Here is a 20,457-nt window from a genome sequence, read left to right on the forward strand (position 1 = left end):
CGAAACAACCAGTAGTCGCAGGACCAAAATTTTATTGTGGCGCGTCTCGAGGGCGCGCCACATTGTTTTTAGCCGCTAGAAACCTGTACCCAACGATCAGGGTGATTTGGGTCCTGTATTCGTAGGAAAAGATACCTCGTTTCCTTCCACGATTTGATCCTGTTGGTGACATTGTCCAGAATCAAATCGCCTTCACTCGAGCGATAAACTAAAACTGCATGGCCACTGCGATTGGTGTCTAAGACAGTTGCAATAAGTAGCTTCGTAGGATCCAAGCCGTTCTGCATTAGTTCAAACTTCTTTTGCAAAGCGAAATCTTCGCAATCCCCTGACCCCTGCATTGGTAGCGTCCAGTATTCCTTTGTCCCGTATTGGTTTTGATCCGAAACGGCGCGGATCCTCCGATTGACGCGCAAGTTAATCGCTTTAACGATCTGTTTCTCCTGCGCTTCTGGCAGACCAGAAGTACGAGTATTCGCGCACGCCCACGAATAATCTTTGCAGAGTGATTTGGCGCCCGATGGCGCCTGAACCTCTCTATCTAGTTTGATCCAGGGAAGCTCAGAAGCTTGCAATGAAGCGGCGGAGACAAGGTAGCTGCATATGATACAGGCCAACGATAGATAAACTGGTAACCGTTCCGAAAGTTTTTTCTGAGCGGAAGTAGGTTTTGTCATATCTGCTTTCCCCATACTCGTTTCTCCTGGGTATCTGAAGCTACCGAGCCAAGAGAACTCTATTTCAATCTTTTATGTTCATCGACGCATTACAACAGCTTATTCAATTTAAAATGCAGAGCAGCAAAGTTCGCGAGCGCGCAGTTATTAGTCGTGATTATGTGGGTGAGCTTAATTGAGATTCTTGCAGCGGCATAGAAGAAAGCCGGCTAGTAGTCCTGGGTTAGAAACGCTTGAGGTTTGTGGCGGATTTGGATGACGCGTCAAGCTGAACATCTTTGTGCAATGAAATGGGTATCAACCGTTCGCCGGGGCGCACCCTAACAGTGTATCTGCGATTATATGTTTCATGCGGCCAGATGTAACTGGCAATTGCAGATTTCCCCTGACCAAGGTGTGCAGGTTTTGATTGGAAATTCTAAAACAATGACTTCGTCGCTACACTCAGTCCTCTGTTAACGCGCACAGCGACGGGAGCGATGAGTTGGGCAGGTTCAGTGGCCTACGAGACATATTGCGTCAGGTTTCTATGATGCGTGCAAGTTTCGTACGATCGACTTTGGAGGCATGACGCTTGTCCATAGGGATGTTCTTAATCGAAATCACATTTGGAACGCCAAAACCAAGCGCAGATTTAGTCCAATCGTCGATGTGATCCGCGGAACCTTGGACGCAAAGTGTGGGGCCTGCTTTGGTATTGACGAGCGCGCATCGATCTACACCTGGCCATCTCTGTGCCGCGACTTCGATAGCAAAGGGGAAGAGCGTACCTGAAAAGACTTCAATTTCGGACCCGACGCGCCCCCATAACCATAAACGCCCGTCATCATCCAGCGCGCCAGCGTCACCGGTCCGGTGCCATATGACACCACCTTCTTCGATTTTGTTGTTCTTCGAGTGGGTCGGGTCCAAATACCCGTCATTCACATGTGCGCCGGCGACCTGAACTTCATTGTCGCGGATGCGGAGCGTGATTTCGGGCACCGGGTATCCCACAAGTAGACCCCTTCCAACAGCCATGTCGTGGTGATCCTTCACCGTGATATCCGCGGCGTCAAGATGGGCAATCGGTTCAGCCTCGGTCGACCCATAAACGCACACAACCGACAGGCTGTGCCGGGTTCTCAACGCCTCGACAAGACTCGGAAACACCGGACCGCCGCCGGTGAACACCGTGTGCAACGGACCGGTATCCTCGGATTGAACCAGTTTTTCACATAGCGATGGTGGGATGAGGGCCCGGGTGATCTGTTGCGTTTGAAGCCAGCTTTCCAACTGCACGGGCGACAATTGGTCCAGCTTGCTGAACCTCCAGTTGGGCAGAACACTTGTGCGCCCGGCCGCCAGATTGATCAGGGTGAACACCGGAAAGGCCACCAGATCGCGCTCGGCCTTGCGGCTGTCGAGGAGGGGTGCGATGGCATCGTGCTGCGCCATCAGAAACGCATGTGAGCGCGGAATGGCCTTGGGCAAGCCAGTTGTACCAGAGGTAAAGGAAATAAGGGCGATATCGTCCGGTTGTACCTTTTGCGCCACCGGGTTGCTGCGGCTTTTACCAGGCGTCAGCAGGGGCAATGCCCAGAGATCCGGAACCAGAAACTTCAGCAAAGAATACGCACCCGCTGCACAGAACGCTTTTGGCTTCGTTGTTCGGGCGGCGTGGCGCAGACCGGCCAGCCCCAAGGCTGGCTCTGGTAAGACAACGGTTGCGCCAAGGGTCCAAAGCGCAGCCAGACTCGCATATAGGTCCGCGTTGACAGGCATGGCCAACAACACGCGATCACCTGACTGGATACCCTTGTCCTGCCACCGACCTGCCAAGTGCTGAACGCGCGTGCGCAGGGTTTGAAAGGTGATCTCGCGGCCCTTGCCGTCCACTATGGCTGTCCGGTCGGGAACCCGTTTAACCGCCGTGGCGAATTGGGACAGCAGGTCAGCCATTCAGCTTCCGTCCAAGCAAAGTATAGCGCCGGAATATTGTCGCGCCTTCCGCTGCACTGCGCTCGGCGGAGGTGTTGTCATCATGGATCAGCGCATGAATGGCGGTTTCGTACCCCATCCTGAGCGCCGCCTTGTGAAACCGGTGAGCCAGATGCCGTCCGGCGCCCGGTTCGAGACTTGCATAGGTCTTGAGGATTGCGGATGCCGGATTGGGGCCTTCGGCATAATTGGGAATGCCAAACAGAAACCCGGCCAATGTCCCGTCATGGCGGCGCGCAAAAAGGATCAGGTCGGGCTTCATCATCGGCACAACTGGCATATACATGGCCAGAAAATCTGCCTCGGCAATCGGCTTGTAGAACGCGTTGTTTGAGAACGCACGGGTTGAAAGTTTAAAGACCTGACGAAACAGGGCCTCGGGGTCTGTTCCATCCCATTCTTCCACGACAAAACCATCGGTTACTGGCGGTGCTGATCCAGCGGCGGTCCGCAGCGACACCCGAGCCGAGAAATAGCGGCTGATCTCGGTGAATCCTGCGGATCGGAACACCTCAAGCTCATGCGGTTTGTTGGTGGGCTCCATCAGGAACGGAGCGGACCCGTCGCTGTCCGAGACGAACCGGTAACTGTGCCAGGTATCGCCTGACATCGGCCCGATGATGCGATCCAGGCCTGCATCTTGCACCCTCTCGATCCCTTTGCGCAGGATTTCTGCACCGGCTTCGGGCGTTTTGCACAAAAAATCGCCGAAGGTCGCGGCGCGCGCGCCGTCCCAGATCGGACCGTTCAGATAAACGGTCAGCTTTGCATCCGCCGTTCTGATGATCTCTTTGGTCATGAAAAAACTCCGGCAAAGAACCCAGCGCTTAGCGATCCAGCAACGATCCAAACGTAATAAAGCAACGGCGGCGCGAGGGCCAACAGCGTCAGCCTGAGCACCCTATCTTTTTCGAACCAATGTGGTCGGAGCAACGGCGCTGCGGCTGAACAAGCTAATGAGAACAGGGCCAGTACCGTCAGCGGTTCGACCCAGTTCGACTGTTCAGAATTCTGGGAAACAGCCCAAGTTCGAATGAAATAAAGGACAGCCGCAGCAAGTGGTATAACAACAGGAATGGGACGCAGCGCCACAGCAGTGAGCCCCATAGCTAACCCCATCGCACTGAGCCCAAAAAAGGAAACTGCATCCCATCCCGTTGCATTTCCAGCCGCAAGCCAACCGAACCCCAAAAGCCCCAAGGCGGCTATGATATCCAGATCGGGGTACCTACTGTCACAAGGCGACGCAGTACGCGCCCAGCCATGTGCGGCAAGAACCATGATCGGCAGTACTGTGTTCTGCAGCTTTGCGGCGGCCAGCAGCAAAAAAACCGCGACAACATACACACGGGTCGCATGTTTGGTCAGGCCCAGTTTGGTTCCCACTACGCCGAAACTGGCAAGGGCGGCAAAGAACATGGCGGCCAACAGGGCGAGCTCTGCCAAAGAGCTGAAATAGTGGCCGTTTAGGAAAATCAACAAGCCAAGCGGCAGGAAAAGGTTGTCAAACCCGCGCCAGCTTTGTGCCTCGACCAATGTGCCAAAAGCCGCAACCATAAGGCACAACATCATGATGTTAGATGGCGGGAGTTTCGATAAGAACAAGAAGCAGATGATCGCAACCAATAGTGTTACGACAAAAAACACCACTGATCCTTCTAAGCTCTTATCGCCATCTTCTACCACGTAGCGTTTGGTTCCATACGTGGTCCCGGCAAGCGCAGCGGCTGCATCCGCGAGTGTCAGAACGGCGATTGGCAGTATGTAGAACAGCGTGTTTTCCCCGGCTAGCAGAAAGCAAAGCCCAACTGACAGGGCGAGCAGAAAGTCGCCGTAGGACGTACGATCCACACCATGCAAAGTTGCACCCAGACCCGACGAAAAACGAGGCAGGCGCAGCACCAGCATCACCAGGATTGTGGCCGCAATCAGCATGTAAACCGGCCAGCGATCGGGAAACAACCAGGGCAGCAGCAACGCAAAGAGGCCGGTGCTGACATGCATAAGCTTGCGCTGCACTTCGGGTTTCAGGCCCGCTGTATTAGCCAGATTGCGTATAATCATCATTATGCCGACCAGAGCCAGCACCGACCCCGCCGCCAGCAGAATCTGCCCAATAACAGTCACGGTTGAAACTCTTCGACGACGAAATCCGAATAGAAGAATGCCATGTCGCGGGCCTTCTGCTGTGTTTCGATGTCGGTCAGGGTTTCAACCTTGTTTCTGAATTCCGGCGGAACCCTCCGGGGTGCCATCATGTTCCAATAGACTAGTCGGGCATTTGGCTCCGCAGCGGTCAGGATCGACCCGTAAACCTGATGGAAGGTCTCGGGCGACATGTACTCGAAGATGTCGGACAGGTTGAATCCTCTGGCTTTTTCGTCGGTTGACACAAAAGCCTCAAGCGATCCAAGGCGGATGTCTAGACGATCCAACCGGGATCGGATTGTCTCATAATGCTCGGGACGCCACGCCATTGGCAGCACGTCGCCATGATCGCCTTTGAGAATCCAGTGCAGATAGGGATTTTGCGAGGGATCGGTGGTGACTCCCGCATGACGGATGCGGCGGGCGACATGTTGGGCCGGGCTACCCTCGACATGGTCGAAAAACGCACTGTCCCGGCCCATGCGACCCATGACGAGGCGAGAGAAGAAGATGTTCAGCAAAAGACGCCATCGCACCGTGTTGAACCGTGTGTCGAAGAACGACTGTCGCTCTGCGGGCGAGCGGGGTACAAACACTGCGTCAATCGTTCGGCGTGAATGCACAAGAGGCAGTAGCCAAGTTCGAAAGATGCGAAAATAGCGCTCGAACTTGCCGACGCCACCGATGCCGTGTTTTTCGACTTCCGTGATCAGAGTCCGCCAGAAAGCGCGCGTTTCGGCATCTGTGGCTTCCAAAACCTGGTTCAGCAATGCGCCCCGTCGGCTACTTCGCCGCGAGCCGGTGAGTTCAATGAATTCGGGATGGGTCAGCACTTTGTAGGCCGCGATCCTAAGCTTAAGGCAGGCGATCTGGGCCGGTGAAAGATCCAGAACGACAATGCGCGCGGGATCGAGTGTTAGCATTGCCAGCGCATTATCCCCGGCAGAGCAGATGGAGACCAATGTCTTGCCCGCACAATCGCCCAGGGCGGAGGTAAGAACATCCGCGTCTTCCCACAGTTGGGCATAGCGGATATGGTCGAAATCCGCCTTTTTCTCAATCTCACTGCTATCCATCGCACCGCTCCACCGCGCCGCTTGCCCCGTCGACCCGGATCATCTCGCCATCTTCGATCCAGTTGGTGGCGCCTTTCAAGCCAACCACGCAGGGGATACCTAGTTCGCGTGCGACAATCGCAGAATGTGACAACAGAGATCCCCGTTCGACGACGATGGCGGATGCGTTCGAGAATACGGCGATCCAGCCCGGATCGGTGTGGCGCGCCACGAGTATATCTCCGGGGTTTAAGGCCTCGGTGCGCGGGTCGCGGATCACGCGCGCGCGCGCCTTGATCTGACCTGCGGAACAGCCCGTGCCCTGCTTCATCCGTGCAGGGTCCACCTCGGCTTCTGCGCTCTCGGACCAGACCGGCGCGATGGCGGGGCCACGGATTTCGATGCGTTCCGGCGGATCTGGGCGTCGGGACGAGGCTTCGTCTTCCAGTTTGCGCTGCGCAACGATGCCTTTCAGATCGGGTGACAGGCTATAACCTTCGACTGCTCCGAGAACTTCATGTGTTGTCAGGAAGAATACATCCTTTGGCGATGAAAGCAGGTCACGCGCAGCGAATTCGCGGCCGATGCCCAGAAACACGCGCCGCGCATAACCAAATATGCGCGTGCGTTCAAAGCGCAGGTTTTCTCGGTCGCGCACCCGCGCCTTGGTCCAGCCCAAAATCCATTTGGCGAAGTACCGTTTGAGTGGGTTTGACGGAAACAGAGCCTTCCAGTCCGGTTCATCGCCGTCCTGACGCCCGGAAGGTGGACGTTCAGCGCTGGCTGCAATGGCCAGCAACAGACTGGTCGGGTCATCGCGTAACGGTACGCTTTCCAGCTTGAGCTCTTCCGTACACCGGTCGCCGAACTTCTCAAGATACGCATCAACCTCGGCTGCGATTTGTCGGTGTCCTGACAAAACCGACAGATTTGCATTGGCCTTCAAAGGAGCGGCAAGCCCTGCCTGCCGAACCAACTCTCCCATCCGGGCGATGCGTTGCGCGGGTTCCGCCGAAACGATATCACCTTGCCCGATCATGAGGTCGTTGTGCAGGCTCAACCCGGCCTCGCCCAGCCACTTTTGCAGCAGGTTGCGCGAGCCGCCAAAGGCAATCATGCACAGGAAATCGTTGATCAGCGGGGCATCCCACCGATCCAGCAGAGTGCTTTCAATGCGCCGGTATTCCGCAGCCAGTTGGGTCGCGTTAGAGGCATCCACGTTCAGCCCCGTCTGTAATATGTCGTTCAGCCTACGGTAAAAATCACGCCGGGTCTGCGGTAGGCGGATGGCCTGCCAGATCAGGCCGCCCGCAACCTTGGCCAGTTTCGCGTACTCCACGATCTTGCGCCAGCCGGTGGTGGGGGGTGGGGCAAGAGCATCCGTGACCTCACGCGGCATCGGTTCAGAAACGCCCATCATCGTTTCCATATAGTCGCGGTTCAGTGAAAACCCGGGCAAAAGCGCCAGCGCGCGATACCAGTTGATCAGATTGTAATAGGCGCGCCCGTCCACCCGCCCCAGTAAATTGTCAAACACAGTGGGGTTCAGCGCGACCGTGTGCCGGGACACGCCCAGCAGCCTAACGAAAGCTCGATATACCTGAGAATACACGTGCAGGGCAAAGGAATAAGTCAGCGGGCTGACGATGCCCGGATAGCTTTCGACGATATTGGAATTGTCGAAAATGGTAAGCGTCTGATCTTCGAGCGGGGCAGGGCGCAGGGCCGTGGTGATCGGGCGGGCCTGCAGAATATGCAGCCCTTGCGCATCAATGGCCCATTCGATGTCCTGAGGAGAACCGAATAACGCCTCGGCCTTTCGGGCGAGGGCCTCGATGGATCGCGCCTCCGTGACGGTCAAATGTGCAGGGGCGTCAGGAGCGCTTTCCGGTACGCCATCTGCATCGATGACCCAGTCTTCTCCGTCCGCTTCCCCCGATACAAGCTGCTCTGCAAGCCCGTCAATCGCTGAGATCACGACCACATCGCGCCGGCCACTGACCGGATCGGCAGAAAAGGCGACACCGGCCGCTTTGGCATCGATCATGCGTTGCACGATGATCGCGGGGGCCTCGGCCTCGCCACCGGATTTGACCGCGCGGTAGGTTTCGACCGTTGATGAGAAACCGGATTGCCAAACCTGCTTGGCCGCCGCGATCACACTCCTGCCGGGAACATTCAGGACCGTTGCGAACTGTCCTGCATGGCTGTGGTCCACGCCATCTTCGGACTGGCCAGAACTGCGTACCGCGTAAGGCCCGGACCCGAGTGTTTCAAGCGCGGTGGACACCGCCGGTCGCAGGCCTTTTTGCGCGATCGGGCCCGATTGCCCCATACGAAACGCGTCATTTGTGATGACAAAGAATGCGGGCGGGGAAAACCCGTGCTGTGTCAGATGCGACAGGGCTGCCGCTTTGCCTCCAACCACAGAGATGTCGTTGGCATCCATTTGGTCGACGATGAAAGTCATGCTACGGCTCCGATCAGGTAGGGTAGGAAACCAGCCGTGGCATAGCAGAAAAATACCCACAGACCGGAAACAGTGTCCATCCTGTTTTGTGCTTTCACAGTGGGTGTCTGACTGTAGTGGAATGCAGCAACCCCGCAGGAGACCAGCGCCAGCGCGCCGATCAGGGCGCTTGGCCAGCCAACTCCGGTGGCGCTTCCTGTGCCGACGAGAAGCGCGTAGGATAGCAGAACGCAGCCGATCCAGATACGTCCCGCCATACGCGGACCCCATTTGGAGGAATAGGTGTCGACCCCTTCAATCTCGTTTTCGGGCGCCCACAATTTCCGCCCGATCTCAAGGACGCATCCATTCGCAAAGGACAACGCCAGGAACAGCCATAGTGAGGGTGCTGCGCCGCCTGCCGGCAGCCATTCGAGGCCAGTCAGCAATAGATCGATCAAGGGCATGATTGCCATGTGGCTTAGCAGGTACAGAACCGGCCGGGCCTTCAGCCAGGCCGGGACACCGAATTCAACTGTCATCGCAGCGAGCCAGATCCAAACCGCGCCCAACAGCCACAAAACCGACGGGTGCCAGAACCAGGAAGCCGCAAGTGCAAGTGGAATGGTCAATAAGCCCAAGCTCAAAACTTCGCCTGGTGAGACCAATCCGCGTGGGATTGGCCTGTTGGGTCGGTAACGTCGGTCATCCTCGGCGTCCTTGAACTCGTCACAGACCCGCATCTGGAAGAACAGCGCCATGGCCAGCACAAATCCGGCGGCAAAGGCAGGCCACTCGGGCAAGGGGCGGTCTGCCAGACGGGCAGACACACAAATGCTGGCCGAAGAAAACACCAGCAGCAGGGGGACGGTTTTCTTAAGCGGAAAGCGCTCGGATTGGTAAATCCAAAATCGGTTCTGAAAGCTCATCTGTGGCGGGCCAGACTTTCATGGGCGCGGGTGAAATGACCGGCAGCAATCGCGGCGACAATGGAGATTTCGCCGCATAAGCACGTGGCCGCAGCAACTTCGGCCAAAGCCGTGCCACACCCGCTGCCCCGTAGACCGAGTATGTTCAGCGCTGCTGCCTGGCTTGGCAAACCGGTTCCGCCGCCAACCGAGCCGACAAGGATATTCGGAAGCGTAACCGAGCAGAATAGATCGCCGCCCCTAGGTTCCATACGCGTGACGCCCATTGCACTTTCGGCAACGCAGGCCGCGTCCTGTCCGGTTGCGATATAGAACGCAGCCAGCCCGTTGGCATAATGCGCCTGTGCGCCAAACTGGCCAGACAAATGTGCGCCCAGATTGGCGACGCGGCCATAGTCCAGCATCGCCTCGACCGTCGTGCCCAGCGTCTTTTCGACAATCTCAGCCGGCAGCGTAACCGAGGCGCTGACCTTACGCCCGCGCCCCGTCACCAACCCCAGCGCCGAGGCCTTTTTGTCGCCCGAGAAATTACCTTCGACATACCAGTTCTCAATCGCAACAGGACAGCTATCCGCGATTGCATGGCAAAGGGCGTCGGTGGCGATGGTCACCATGTTCTGACCTGCAGCATCACCAGTGGTATAGCGGCAAATCAGGAAAACGACGTTGGTGTCAATGAATGGCTCCAGCGATACAAGCTTGCCATGACGGGTCGTCGCTTCGGCCGCAGATTTGAGCCTGTCAACATTGGTCACCACCCAATCCACAAATTGCCCCGCTCTTAGCAGGCTATCGAACACAAAGGCCGGGGTCCGCAGCACGCCTTCGTATAAAACAGCGGTACTGATACCGCCCGACCGAGTGGCGGCGTAGGCGCCCCGGGCATAAGATGCGACCAGCGCTGCCTCGGTTGTTGCGAGGGGGACATGAAAATCGCCGTTGGCGTTCATTCCGTTCAGGCGTAAGGGGCCAATAACCCCGACTGGAAGCTTAACCGTCCCGATGAAATTCTCGATATTGGCGCCATAGGTTTCGGCATCTTCGATAGCCGCCAAATCTGCAATTTGTGCCTGATCCTTGTCGCTGGCCGTTGGTTTCAACTTTTCCCAGAATCGTGCGACCATCTCCTTGGTCGGCTTGCGAGATGGGCGTAAGGTTGAAAACTCAGCATCGCTTGGCGCCATCTGCTGAGGTATCTGGTCAGCATCAAATCGTGCTTTTATGCGTTGAAGCATTTCCCGGACATGAAACGGAATTACCAATAGCGCGCTCCAATAGATTTTCTGTGCAACGCTGTTGCAACCAAAAACCGCTGCGAGGCAAGTTATCAGTCGTTTGATCGAAATCCAGTCAAATGTTCATCGATCAAGTGTTTGATCCTAAAGGGTCTCGCATTTGTCGCAGTTGAAATTACCGGTAGGCCTGAGGACGATGATCTTGGCACGACACGCATCGCCAATGCGGGCCCCCAACTCACGCGGGGCCGGCACGTTTAGTGAACATCTCAGTCGCAGCAAAAAGGACGCGGAAAACCTACATTCGCAGCAATTTTAAATAGTGTATTTCAATCCTGATAGGGGCCGGATTTGTCAAAAACGAAACAATTCAAAGGATTATCGGAAGCTCAAGCGTAACGCTCGCTCCTCTTTCGACCTGGTTGATTAAGACTGATCCGTCGTGGCGCTGCGCCACCGCAGAGACGATTGACAAACCCAGACCACTGCCTTCGGAATATTCCAGCTGGGAGAACCGACTAAATGCAGCTTCGCTTTGGTCGGGCGAAAGGCCAGCGCCGTCATCAGCGACAGTAAGCCTAACGTTTCCGCCGTCAGAACGCAGGACGACTGAAATGCGGCTTAGTTTAGCGCCACCGTGCTTAACAGCATTGTCTAACAGGTTCTTTAGAGCTTCAGTTAGAAACACCTGATCACCTGATACTATGACCGCCGTCTCGGGCATCGTGACATCAAACTCGATGCCTTTTGCAAGAATGTGAACTCCCATTTCTGCGCAGGCTTCTTCGACAACCGAGCGGAAATCAATTTCAACCATTTGATCTTGGTGCGTCGGTTGCCTGAGCCGTTCAAGTGATAGCAGTTGTTCAGCGACTGTTGCTGAGTTCTTTGCCGCTGCGACAAGCTCGATGATGCGTTTATCGCGGTCTTCATCGGTTTTCGCATCTCGAAGCGCTTCGGCCATCGACTGAACGGCGGCCGCAGGGTTACGTAGCTGATGTGCCGCTTCGGATATGAACACCTGATGGGCATTGATACTTTTTTCCACCTGTCCAAAGAGTCGGTTCAAGGTTTTGACGACACCTTGAACTTCGACCGGTACAGGGCGTTTGATCTCACTCAGGTCATCTGGGGAGCGCAGGTCGATTGCGTCCTGTAAATCCAGGAGGGGCCGCAGGCCGCGAGCAACTCCGAACCATACCACAAATGCCAGAGTGGCAAGTAGGATTCCCATGAGAATTCCTGCGCGGATTGACAGCTCATTTGCAAACGCGTTGCGATCCGCCATACGTTGCCAAACTGTGACCGTCGCATCTCCTATCAGATTTTCTATGGTCACACGTTCTGTCAGCTTAAGAACTCGTACCGGCTCGTCGCGATAGAGTGCTTCGAAAAACTGCGGCCTGTTCGCCTCTTGAGCAGACGGGTTCGCGGGTGCCGGAGGGTATGCATAGCCAGTCACGTAGATGCCACCCGGGCCCGTAACATGATAAAAGATCTCTCCGCCCGACGCGTCGCGGATCAAGCTGCGCGTGGTGGGCGAAAGTGCGTCACCTCCTGAAATCGCGACATCTCGTGAAATTGCAAGACCGGCAGATAGCAGGCTGTCGTCGAACAGCTCCTGAGCCGTTTCCTGGGCAATCATAAAGCGCCAAAGCCCAAGAAGGATCGCAAGCAACACCAAGGGTGTCAGGATAAGAATGAAGAGTCGTAGCCTGAGGGAGCCGTGCCTGATCACTTCTGCACCTCAAGAAGGTACCCCAGACCGCGCGCTGTCTTGATCTTAATGCCGAGATTTTGAAGGCGTTTTCGTAACCGCGACACATGAGGTTCAACAGCTGAGTCATCGACATCGGCCCCAACGCCATAGACATAATCTGTGAGTTGGCTTTTAGGAACAATTCTGCCCCGACGCTCCAACAGACATTCAAGCACCGCTATTTCCCGCCGTGGTATATCCATGACTTCGCCCTGAACACTAACCTGACGCGATGCGCGGTCGAATTCGAGGCTACCGATGCTCTCCCGCGCTCCGTAGTCAAGTTCTTTGCGCCGAGAAAGTGCTCGGACGCGTGCTTCTAACTCGTCCATTTCGAAGGGTTTGACCAGATAGTCATCTGCGCCCATATCCAAACCGGTCACCCGGTCGCTTGTTTCGGTGCGCGCTGTTAGCAGGATCACGGGCGCACTGTCACCACGTTCGCGAAGCGACCTCAGGATGTCCAACCCTGACCGGCCGGGTAGGTTGATATCCAGAACGATCAAATCCGCGCCTTCTTGTTGAAGGTACAGGTCAGCCGCATCTCCGTCAGTCAGTATATCCGCCGCATGACCTCGGTCACGAAGGCGATAAGCAATGGCATTGGCGAGTGGCTCATTGTCCTCGACTATGACGATCCGCATCGGGTCTCCCGCAAGTTTCGCGCAAGGTTGGCGCTCCATGATTGCCAGATGGGAGGGGGAATCAACCCCACAGTTCTATTTGCGATCACGGTAGCGCCGGGGGCGATGACGTGATTGTCTGGTCAACAGGGAGGAACCAATGACCATTTCCAACTTCACCCGTCGCGCCGTCGTGGGGCTGATCGCCGCCGCCGGTATCGCTGCACCTGCCGCTGCCGAGGTTGATTTCTCGGGCAAGACCATCGAATGGGTCATCCCGTTCTCGGAAACGGGTGGTTCGGCTAAATGGGCCAACTTCTTTGCGCCGCTTCTGTCCGAAGCTCTTCCGGGTCAACCGACCGTGGTCGTGAAGTTCATGCCGGGTGCTGGTTCGACCAAAGGCGCAAACTGGTTCCAGGAACAAAGCCACGATGATGGAACCTTGTTGTTCGGCACTTCCGGTTCAACTCAATTCCCTTATCTGCTGAGCGATCCGCGCGTGCGTTATGAATACAACGACTGGATCCCGGTTATGGCGTCCGGGACAGGAGGTGTCGCCTATCTGAACGCAGAAGATGGTGCCAAGTTTGATGGCTCCGCAAATGCGTTGAAAGACACGAACTTCATCTACGGCTCGCAGGGCGCAACGCGTCTGGATCTCGTGCCGCTGTTGGCATGGCAAATGCTGGGTATGAACGTTGAGCCAGTCTTTGGCATCAAAGGCCGTGGCGATGGTCGTCTGATGTTCGAACGTGGCGAAGCTAACATCGACTATCAGACCTCATCCGGCTATTTGGGTGGATCGGCCCCGCTGGTTGAGGCCGGTCAGGCTGTGCCGATGATGACCTGGGGGGCGCTGGATGCCGATGGAAACATCGTCCGCGACCCGACCTTCCCTGATATTCCAACCTTCAAAGAGGTTTGCGAGGCAACGGATGGCTGTGAAACCAGTGGCGAGGCGTGGGACGCTTGGAAAGCGTTCTTTGTCGCGGGTTTCCCGGTTCAGAAGTTGGCTTTTCTGCCTGGTGATACACCACAGGAAGTGGTCGACGCCTACACCGCAGCGTTTCAGGCTGTGACCGAGCGCGGCGACTTTGCTGATATTTCGTCCAAACGCGTCGGTAAGTACCCGGTATTTGTGGGCGACGGTTCCAAGGCGGCGCTGCAAACCGCGACAAACGTCGACGACAATGCCAAAGGCTACGTTCTGAACTGGCTCAAAGAAGCCTATGGTGTCGAGCTGAACTAAGCCCACACACCACAGCGCGCACCCCAATGTCGGGTGCGCGCTTTTTTAAACACAAGACAGTATATGAAAGGCGGCCGCTATGGAGGTTTTCGCCACCGCTCTTCCTGCGCTCAATGATGCGTGGGGTTTGATCCTGCAACCTATCGTACTGGGATATCTTGTTCTCGGTGTCGTTATGGGACTGGCCGTAGGTGTTTTCCCGGGACTTGGCGGTATTGCCGGTTTGTCCCTGTTGCTGCCTTTCATGTTCGGGATGGACCCAATCCTTGGTTTGGCGCTGATGATCGGGATGGTCGCCGTTGTTCCGACCTCTGACACCTTTGCTTCTGTTCTTATGGGGATCCCCGGCAGTTCCGCCTCTCAGGCAACTGTCCTGGACGGCTTCCCAATGGCGAAGAAGGGTGAGGCTGCGCGGGCACTATCTGCCGCGTTCGCTTCATCGCTGTTTGGCGGTTTGGTCGGCGCAACCTTCCTAACAATGTTCATTCTGGTCGCGCGGCCCATCGTTCTGGCGTTTGGTCTACCAGAGATGTTGATGATCACCATCCTCGGCCTTTCCATGGTTGCCATTCTGGCTGGGCGCATCCCCTTAAAGGGCGTCGCAGCTGCTGGGCTTGGGTTGATGGTTGGCACAATTGGTGAGGCGGACGCTGGCGGTTCGCTCCGTATGGCAACCTATGACATTCCGTATCTGACAGATGGTTTGAAGCTGGTCATCGTTGGATTGGGCATCTTTGCCGTTCCCGAAATCGTCTCGCTGCTGCGGCAGGATCGATCGATTGCCAAAGGGGCTTCGCTGGGGGCGGGTTGGCTGGACGGCGTCAAAGACTGGGCCGCGAATATCTGGCTGTCTGTTCGCTGCTCGATCATCGGGGTGGTCGTTGGCGTCATTCCCGGCCTAGGCGGTTCGGTCGTCGACTGGATCGCTTACGGCCATTCGGTTCAATCGACCAAAGATAAAAGCAACTTCGGCAAGGGCGAAGTGCGTGGCGTCATCGGGCCGGAAAGCTCAAACAACGCCAAGGAAGGCGGCGGGCTGGTGCCTACGCTACTGTTCGGCATTCCCGGCTCGGGCTCGATGGCGATCTTCATCGGCGCAGTGGCTCTGTTGGGGTCTGGCGACATCGAGGTCGGTCCAAGCATGCTCAAGGACAATCTCGACATCACCTATTCGATCGTTTGGCTTTTGGCGCTTGCTAACGTCGTGGGCACCATCCTGTGCATCGCGGCTTCCGGAGGCATCGCCAAGCTGACAACGATCCGCTTCACCTATCTGGCACCTTTCCTGTTTATGCTGATCAGCTTTGCAGCCTTCCAGTCCGGTCAGAACTTCGAAGACCTTCTGGCGCTGTTCGTGATCGGCCTGATCGGGATCTTCCTGCGCCGGTTCGATTGGTCGCGTCCGGCCTTTCTTATTGGGTTCGTGCTGTCGAACCCGGTTGAGAAGTTTACCAATCAGGCGTTCCAGATTGCCTCATTCCGGTTCCGCAAAAGCTTTGGTGAGGGCATGGAGTATGTCTTCAGCCCGATCGTGATTGTTCTGATCTTGGTCACTGTGGCTTCGGTCATTTTAGGAATTCGGCAGGCTAAGATGATCATGGCCGAAGGTGAAGTCCAGTCTGGCAGCAAGCGCGCGCCGTTGATCTTCCTGCTGGTGATTATGGCCTACCTAATCGCGGCATTGATCAACGCCAACATGATCCCAGACTACAACATGACCGACAAGATCATCCCGTTGGTGATCGGCGGTGTGTCCTTGTTCTGCTGCGTGATCCTGCTGATCCAGATGATGCGGAGACCCGAGGGTGATGCAATCTTTGCCGATAAGGAAATTGCCGGTGAAGATGCGAGCGCACCGCATGGGCTTTGGTCGACGTTGGCGTGGTTTGCAGGTCTTATCGCGGCAACGTGGGTTGTTGGTTTCATCCTAGCCCTGATCGGGTTTCTGATTGCCTTCTTCCGCATTCGAGCCGGTTCAAGCTGGCAGATGACGCTGATCCTGACAGCCTGCGGCATCGGTTTCATGTGCATCATGGCAGGCGCTCTGAACCGGGATTTCCCACCGGGACTGTTGCAAGACATGGTGAGCCTGCCATGGCCACTGAAATGAATGCTCCACTGAGGTCCGGCCTGCGAAGCAGACAGGTCGGACAAAGCTGAAAACACAACAGTTTTTGACGGTTTGTAGAGGAGGGGTTTGAGATGACCCAGACAGCAATCCCGTATATTTTTATGCGTGGCGGCACTTCGCGGGGGCCCTATTTTCGTCGCTCTGACCTGCCCGTGGATATGGACACGTTGGCTGATGTGCTGGTCGCTGCCCTAGGGGCTGGGCAGGCGTTTAACATTGACGGAATCGGTGGCGGTACTGCTGTGACGACCAAGGTAGCCATGTTATCTGTCAGCGATGATGAATGGGCCGATATCGATTATTTCTTCGCGCAGGTTTCGGTTGAGGAAAAGCTGGTCGACTTCAAGCCAACTTGTGGAAACATTCTTTCCGGCGTCGCTCCGGCCGCAATTGAAATGGGTTTGTTTCAGCCTCAAGGCGATGAGACCGTGGTCCGGATACGCGCAGTTAATACGGGTGCGCGAGTGGTTGCCAAAGTGCAGACCCCGGGTGGTGAACTGGCCTATGAGGGCGATGCCGAGATTGCCGGAGTTCCTGGGCAATCTGCACCGGTACAACTGAGTTTTATGGGAGTTGTGGGTTCGGCAACAGGTGCATTTCTGCCCACCGGAAATCTGCGCGATACGGTGCAAGGGGTCGAACTGACCTGTATGGATGTCGCCATGCCTATGGCTATGGCCCGCGCCACCGATTTTGGACTAACTGGGTATGAAAGCGCAGAAGAACTGGACGCCAACCGCTCTTTCTTTGCCCAGATGGAGGCAGTTCGGATCGAAGCCGGGGAACTGATGGGTATGGGGGATGTATCGAAATCGGTAACCCCCAAATTCGGGCTGTTGGCACCAGCCGAAGAGGGCGGAACCCTTGCAGTTCGGTATTTCATGCCATGGAAAACTCACCCGACAATGGCCGTTACGGGTGCGCAGTGCATGGCGTCTTGTGCTTTGACGCCCGGAACCGTCGCTGATGGGTTGTTGGACCGACCTAAGGCAAGCCCGGCTGAAGTTGTGCTGGAACACGCTTCTGGGAAGATTGATGTGCTGGTGGACTTCTCGAATGACGGGGACTTCAACGTAAACTCTGCTGGTCTGGTGCGGACTGCGCGAAAGCTTGCAGATGGGCATGTTTACATACCCGGATCTGTGTGGAGTGGCAGTTGAAACTGGGATCTCCGTTATGTATACTAAGGTATACAATATGAAGGTGCCACGATGAACAATTATTCTGAATGCCTCGATATTGCGCGTCAGGAACTAAGGCTGGCGCAGTCGGTCCTGCGGCGGGACATCGCGGAATACCCAACACCGATCGCCGGGTGCGATGAGCAGTTCAACCATTTGCTGGATCAAAGCGAGCGGGTCCGCAATGCGCTTGCAGCACTCGATACGCTGCATTTTGTGCCGACGCCAAGAAAACTGAACACCGGTCAGGGTGTGGAAAGTCGATGAAGGTTCACATTCTGGATGATTGGTTTGATACACTGCAGGGCTTGCCTTGTTTTGGAAAGCTATCCGACCACGAAGTGAAGATCTGGACAGATCATGTCGAGGATACCGATGAATTGGCGGCACGGTTGCAGGAGGCCGAAGCGTTGGTTCTGTTTCGCGAACGCACCAAAGTTACCCGCGAGTTGATCGAAAAGCTGCCGAACCTGAGATTGATAAGTCAGCGCAGCGTGTATCCGCACGTTGATGTGCAGGCATGCTCGGACAACGGTGTTCTGCTGTGTTCAAACATGCATGGTGGAACGCCTTCATATGCTGCAGCCGAACTCACTTGGGCGCTGATCATGGCTGGGATGCGCGATTTACCGGCGCAGATGGCCTCGGTCAAAGCGGGGCGGTGGCAGGCCGGAGTTGGCAAGACGCTGAGAGGGCGGCAGCTGGGACTGTACGGCTATGGCCGTATCGCACGCGCTGTCGCGGGCTACGCCGAGGCATTTGGAATGAATGTAGTCTGGTGGTCCTCAGATGAAGGCCGGGTTCGGGCGCAGGCAGATGGTGTTCAGGTCGCCGCGAACCGCGAAGCTTTCTTTGCTAACAGCGATGTTGTCTCGATCCATGTTCGCCTGAAGCCAGGCACAAACGGCATCATTACTGCGTCGGACTTCGCACACATGAAGCCGGGATCACTGTTTGTGAATACATCCCGTGCTGGCCTTATTGCAAAAGGGGCATTGCTTGGGGCGCTGAATGCCGGCCATCCCGGGAAGGCCGCAATCGATGTCTTCGATTCCGAACCCCTCAATGATCCGAAAGACCCCTTGCTTTCGCATCCAAATCTGATTGCGACGCCGCATATCGGCTTTGTGACCGAGGATGAGTTCGATCTGCAATTTTCGGACATTTTCGATCAAGTGAACGCCTACGCTGCAGGCGCTCCGGTTCACATGATCAACCCCGAGGTTTGGACCAGCGCAGGATAAGGTTGGCCGCTATCGGCGCACCGATGATTACCAACACGATCCTTGTCAGATGATGCGTGATCACAAAGCCCAGATCCGCGCCTGAGACGATGGCCAGAACTGTCATTTCTGCCTGCCCGCCGGGGGCAAAGGCCAAAAATGCCTCGACCGGTTGGCCCAGCCCCAAGGTGGTGACAACGGCGGTGAAAGCGGCTGCCAGAACGGCGAGGACAATGACATAGGCGAAGCCCGCCGCTACCACACGGCGTAGTTCGACCCATGTGACACCTACGAATTTCACGCCGATTCCGCAGCCGATAAAGAACTGAGCCGCAAGGATGGCCTCGCGAGGCGGTCGGGTGTGAATGAAGTCGCCCAGTGACAACGCAGCCGTCAGGATCATTGGTCCTAGAATCGACGCTCCGAACAAGCCGATCCGCTCACCGCCTTTCCAGCCGACAAAGGCAGCAAGAACCATCAGCGCCAATTCATGTATCGGCAGGTTGCGCGCGGGCTCTCCGATTGGGTTGGTGAGTTGGGCGTCGTAAAACACCGTAAGAAACAGAGGGGCCAGCGTTACAATAATCAGAACGCGGGTTCCGTGGATCAGGGACAGCGTTCGCGGGTTAGCGCCAGCCTCGGCCCCGAAGATGATCATATCCTGCAATCCGCCGGGCATGGCCGCGTAAAACGCGGTCGTGGTATCAAAGCCCCAGACCTTGCGGAAGAAAGGCACTCCGACCAGCGCGATCAGCAGGATAAAGAACGGGATCAGTGCAATCGACGCTGCCATCTTCGGCAGTTCTGCAAATAGGGCTGGGGTAATCGAAGCCCCCACAGCCACGCCGAGTATGGTGCGCGCCGCAATCGAGACCTGACCAAAGCCTTCCATTGGAGCATGAGCCATAGCCGCGATCAGACACGCGCTCATCGGGCCGAACAGAAAAGGCAATGGCAGATCCAACGCCCAGAATAGCCCTGTGCCAAGAAGTGCCAAACCCAGTGTTAAGGCCCGCTTTGCGAGGAGAGAAGGTGTTTTGTTCCGGGTGGGCAAAGTGCAGCTTCCGACAATATTGACTCACTATGTATCCAAATGTATACAAATGGACGCAAGAAGACAAGTGAGCACGCGATGACCATTCAGGACGACCCCTTACAGCCTGGCCCGCAAGGCAATTCGGCGTATCAACGCCTGTTGGATGAGATTCGCGAGGGCACCCTTCTGCCCGGCGAGCGCCTGCGCGAGATTGAGCTGTCTGAACGGTTGGGAGTCAGCCGAACACCGGTGCGCGAGGCGATCCGGCAGCTGGAGACCGACGGCCTGGTCACGCATGTACCGCGGCAGGGCGCGACCGTCCGCAGTCTGGATTACGCCGAGGTGATGGAACTCTATGAGATGCGCGCAGTGCTCGAGGGCACTGCGGCCCGTCTAGCAGCGCGTGCGGCGTCGGATGTCGAATTGGACGAGTTGGACGTTTTGAATGATCGTTTGGCCGAGGCTGGCACAGGTCCAGACGCGGCTCGGATCAACCGGATATTTCATGCCACACTTTTGGATGCAGCCAAGAACCGTTTTCTCGCGAAATCCATGTTGTCCTTGCAGAAGGCGCTGCTGATCCTTGGGCCGTCGCAATTGTTGGACGGAGATCGGGCCGAAGCGGCAGTCGCTGAACATCGGCGTATCATGGCCGCGCTGAAGGCACGTGATGGCGCGGCGGCCGAGACAGAAATGCGCGGGCATATTCAGGCCGCACAACGAATGCGTATCCGGGCGTTGCAGGAACGCGATCGGACAACCGACGAAAATCACTAGGTAGA

General features: G+C 56.4%; 17 protein-coding genes. 6 read left to right on the forward strand and 11 right to left on the reverse strand.

All coding sequences use genetic code 11. The features are described from left to right. Window positions 1-68: 68 nt before the first annotated feature. The 10 genes from ACR0BT_RS17690 to ACR0BT_RS17735 form a co-directional block, all read right to left on the reverse strand. On the reverse strand, window positions 69-692 hold the full coding sequence (locus tag ACR0BT_RS17690) for a transglutaminase-like cysteine peptidase (protein ID WP_255611833.1): 624 nt from the start codon (window positions 690-692) through the stop codon (window positions 69-71). A gap of 504 nt (window positions 693-1,196) precedes the next feature. After that, the gene (locus ACR0BT_RS17695; RefSeq protein WP_480763725.1) at window positions 1,197-2,618 is read right to left on the reverse strand and encodes an AMP-binding protein; all 1,422 of its coding nucleotides are present in this window, start codon (window positions 2,616-2,618) and stop codon (window positions 1,197-1,199) included. After that, window positions 2,611-3,456, reverse strand: a complete 846-nt coding sequence (locus tag ACR0BT_RS17700) for a hypothetical protein (RefSeq protein ID WP_480763726.1) — start codon at window positions 3,454-3,456, stop codon at window positions 2,611-2,613. Before ACR0BT_RS17700 ends, ACR0BT_RS17695 begins: the two co-directional genes overlap by 8 nt. Beyond that, on the reverse strand, window positions 3,453-4,784 hold the full coding sequence (locus ACR0BT_RS17705; RefSeq protein WP_480763727.1) for a hypothetical protein: 1,332 nt from the start codon (window positions 4,782-4,784) through the stop codon (window positions 3,453-3,455). Before ACR0BT_RS17705 ends, ACR0BT_RS17700 begins: the two co-directional genes overlap by 4 nt. Next, on the reverse strand, window positions 4,781-5,881 hold the full coding sequence (locus tag ACR0BT_RS17710) for a BtaA family protein (protein WP_480763728.1): 1,101 nt from the start codon (window positions 5,879-5,881) through the stop codon (window positions 4,781-4,783). Before ACR0BT_RS17710 ends, ACR0BT_RS17705 begins: the two co-directional genes overlap by 4 nt. Continuing rightward, window positions 5,874-8,330 (reverse strand): PEP/pyruvate-binding domain-containing protein, encoded by a 2,457-nt coding sequence (locus ACR0BT_RS17715; RefSeq protein WP_480763730.1) that lies wholly within the window; start codon window positions 8,328-8,330, stop codon window positions 5,874-5,876. Before ACR0BT_RS17715 ends, ACR0BT_RS17710 begins: the two co-directional genes overlap by 8 nt. Beyond that, a complete protein-coding gene (locus tag ACR0BT_RS17720; protein WP_480763731.1) occupies window positions 8,327-9,238 on the reverse strand; it encodes a UbiA family prenyltransferase in 912 nt (303 codons plus the stop codon). The genes ACR0BT_RS17715 and ACR0BT_RS17720 overlap by 4 nt, the downstream gene beginning before the upstream one ends. Continuing rightward, entirely contained in the window at window positions 9,235-10,362 is a 1,128-nt protein-coding gene (locus tag ACR0BT_RS17725; protein WP_480763733.1) for a hydroxymethylglutaryl-CoA reductase, read from the reverse strand. The genes ACR0BT_RS17720 and ACR0BT_RS17725 overlap by 4 nt, the downstream gene beginning before the upstream one ends. Before the next feature lie 481 nt (window positions 10,363-10,843). After that, complete coding sequence (locus ACR0BT_RS17730; protein WP_480763734.1) at window positions 10,844-12,211, reverse strand: sensor histidine kinase; 1,368 nt, start codon at window positions 12,209-12,211, stop codon at window positions 10,844-10,846. Further along, on the reverse strand, window positions 12,208-12,876 hold the full coding sequence (locus ACR0BT_RS17735; RefSeq protein ID WP_170424968.1) for a response regulator transcription factor: 669 nt from the start codon (window positions 12,874-12,876) through the stop codon (window positions 12,208-12,210). Before ACR0BT_RS17735 ends, ACR0BT_RS17730 begins: the two co-directional genes overlap by 4 nt. Window positions 12,877-13,015: 139 nt before the next feature. Here ACR0BT_RS17735 and ACR0BT_RS17740 point away from each other — a divergent pair, with 139 nt between their 5' ends. The 5 genes from ACR0BT_RS17740 (at window position 13,016) to ACR0BT_RS17760 (ending at window position 18,660) form a co-directional block, all read left to right on the forward strand. Continuing rightward, on the forward strand, window positions 13,016-14,104 hold the full coding sequence (locus tag ACR0BT_RS17740) for a type 2 periplasmic-binding domain-containing protein (protein ID WP_170402506.1): 1,089 nt from the start codon (window positions 13,016-13,018) through the stop codon (window positions 14,102-14,104). A gap of 79 nt (window positions 14,105-14,183) precedes the next feature. After that, on the forward strand, window positions 14,184-16,214 hold the full coding sequence (locus ACR0BT_RS17745; protein WP_170513284.1) for a tripartite tricarboxylate transporter permease: 2,031 nt from the start codon (window positions 14,184-14,186) through the stop codon (window positions 16,212-16,214). Window positions 16,215-16,306: 92 nt separating this feature from the next. Then, a complete protein-coding gene (locus ACR0BT_RS17750; protein WP_170609833.1) occupies window positions 16,307-17,395 on the forward strand; it encodes a 4-oxalomesaconate tautomerase in 1,089 nt (362 codons plus the stop codon). A 51-nt stretch (window positions 17,396-17,446) separates the two neighbouring features. Further along, window positions 17,447-17,683, forward strand: a complete 237-nt coding sequence (locus ACR0BT_RS17755; RefSeq protein ID WP_170391780.1) for a hypothetical protein — start codon at window positions 17,447-17,449, stop codon at window positions 17,681-17,683. Beyond that, a complete protein-coding gene (locus ACR0BT_RS17760; protein WP_480734769.1) occupies window positions 17,680-18,660 on the forward strand; it encodes a D-2-hydroxyacid dehydrogenase family protein in 981 nt (326 codons plus the stop codon). Before ACR0BT_RS17755 ends, ACR0BT_RS17760 begins: the two co-directional genes overlap by 4 nt. On the opposite strand, the gene ACR0BT_RS17765 is transcribed toward ACR0BT_RS17760, so the two are convergent. Then, window positions 18,629-19,591 (reverse strand): AbrB family transcriptional regulator, encoded by a 963-nt coding sequence (locus ACR0BT_RS17765; protein ID WP_480763736.1) that lies wholly within the window; start codon window positions 19,589-19,591, stop codon window positions 18,629-18,631. The genes ACR0BT_RS17760 and ACR0BT_RS17765 overlap by 32 nt on opposite strands. A gap of 180 nt (window positions 19,592-19,771) precedes the next feature. On the opposite strand from ACR0BT_RS17765, the gene ACR0BT_RS17770 reads away from it, so the two are divergent. Next, complete coding sequence (locus tag ACR0BT_RS17770) at window positions 19,772-20,452, forward strand: GntR family transcriptional regulator (RefSeq protein WP_170392730.1); 681 nt, start codon at window positions 19,772-19,774, stop codon at window positions 20,450-20,452. Window positions 20,453-20,457: the final 5 nt, after the last annotated feature.

The organism is Ruegeria sp. CJ6 (assembly GCF_056536665.1).

Excerpts from the sequence above, each read along its gene's own strand:
- ACR0BT_RS17690 (WP_255611833.1), bottom strand. The coding sequence starts at position 692 with ATGGGGAAAGCAGATATGACAAAACCTACTTCCGCTCAGAAAAAACTT.
- ACR0BT_RS17695 (WP_480763725.1), bottom strand. The coding sequence starts at position 2,618 with ATGGCTGACCTGCTGTCCCAATTCGCCACGGCGGTTAAACGGGTTCCC.
- ACR0BT_RS17700 (WP_480763726.1), bottom strand. The coding sequence starts at position 3,456 with ATGACCAAAGAGATCATCAGAACGGCGGATGCAAAGCTGACCGTTTAT.
- ACR0BT_RS17710 (WP_480763728.1), bottom strand. The coding sequence starts at position 5,881 with ATGGATAGCAGTGAGATTGAGAAAAAGGCGGATTTCGACCATATCCGC.
- ACR0BT_RS17715 (WP_480763730.1), bottom strand. The coding sequence starts at position 8,330 with ATGACTTTCATCGTCGACCAAATGGATGCCAACGACATCTCTGTGGTT.
- ACR0BT_RS17720 (WP_480763731.1), bottom strand. The coding sequence starts at position 9,238 with ATGAGCTTTCAGAACCGATTTTGGATTTACCAATCCGAGCGCTTTCCG.
- ACR0BT_RS17725 (WP_480763733.1), bottom strand. The coding sequence starts at position 10,362 with ATGGTCGCACGATTCTGGGAAAAGTTGAAACCAACGGCCAGCGACAAG.
- ACR0BT_RS17735 (WP_170424968.1), bottom strand. The coding sequence starts at position 12,876 with ATGCGGATCGTCATAGTCGAGGACAATGAGCCACTCGCCAATGCCATT.
- ACR0BT_RS17740 (WP_170402506.1), top strand. The coding sequence starts at position 13,016 with ATGACCATTTCCAACTTCACCCGTCGCGCCGTCGTGGGGCTGATCGCC.
- ACR0BT_RS17745 (WP_170513284.1), top strand. The coding sequence starts at position 14,184 with ATGGAGGTTTTCGCCACCGCTCTTCCTGCGCTCAATGATGCGTGGGGT.
- ACR0BT_RS17750 (WP_170609833.1), top strand. The coding sequence starts at position 16,307 with ATGACCCAGACAGCAATCCCGTATATTTTTATGCGTGGCGGCACTTCG.
- ACR0BT_RS17755 (WP_170391780.1), top strand. The coding sequence starts at position 17,447 with ATGAACAATTATTCTGAATGCCTCGATATTGCGCGTCAGGAACTAAGG.
- ACR0BT_RS17760 (WP_480734769.1), top strand. The coding sequence starts at position 17,680 with ATGAAGGTTCACATTCTGGATGATTGGTTTGATACACTGCAGGGCTTG.
- ACR0BT_RS17770 (WP_170392730.1), top strand. The coding sequence starts at position 19,772 with ATGACCATTCAGGACGACCCCTTACAGCCTGGCCCGCAAGGCAATTCG.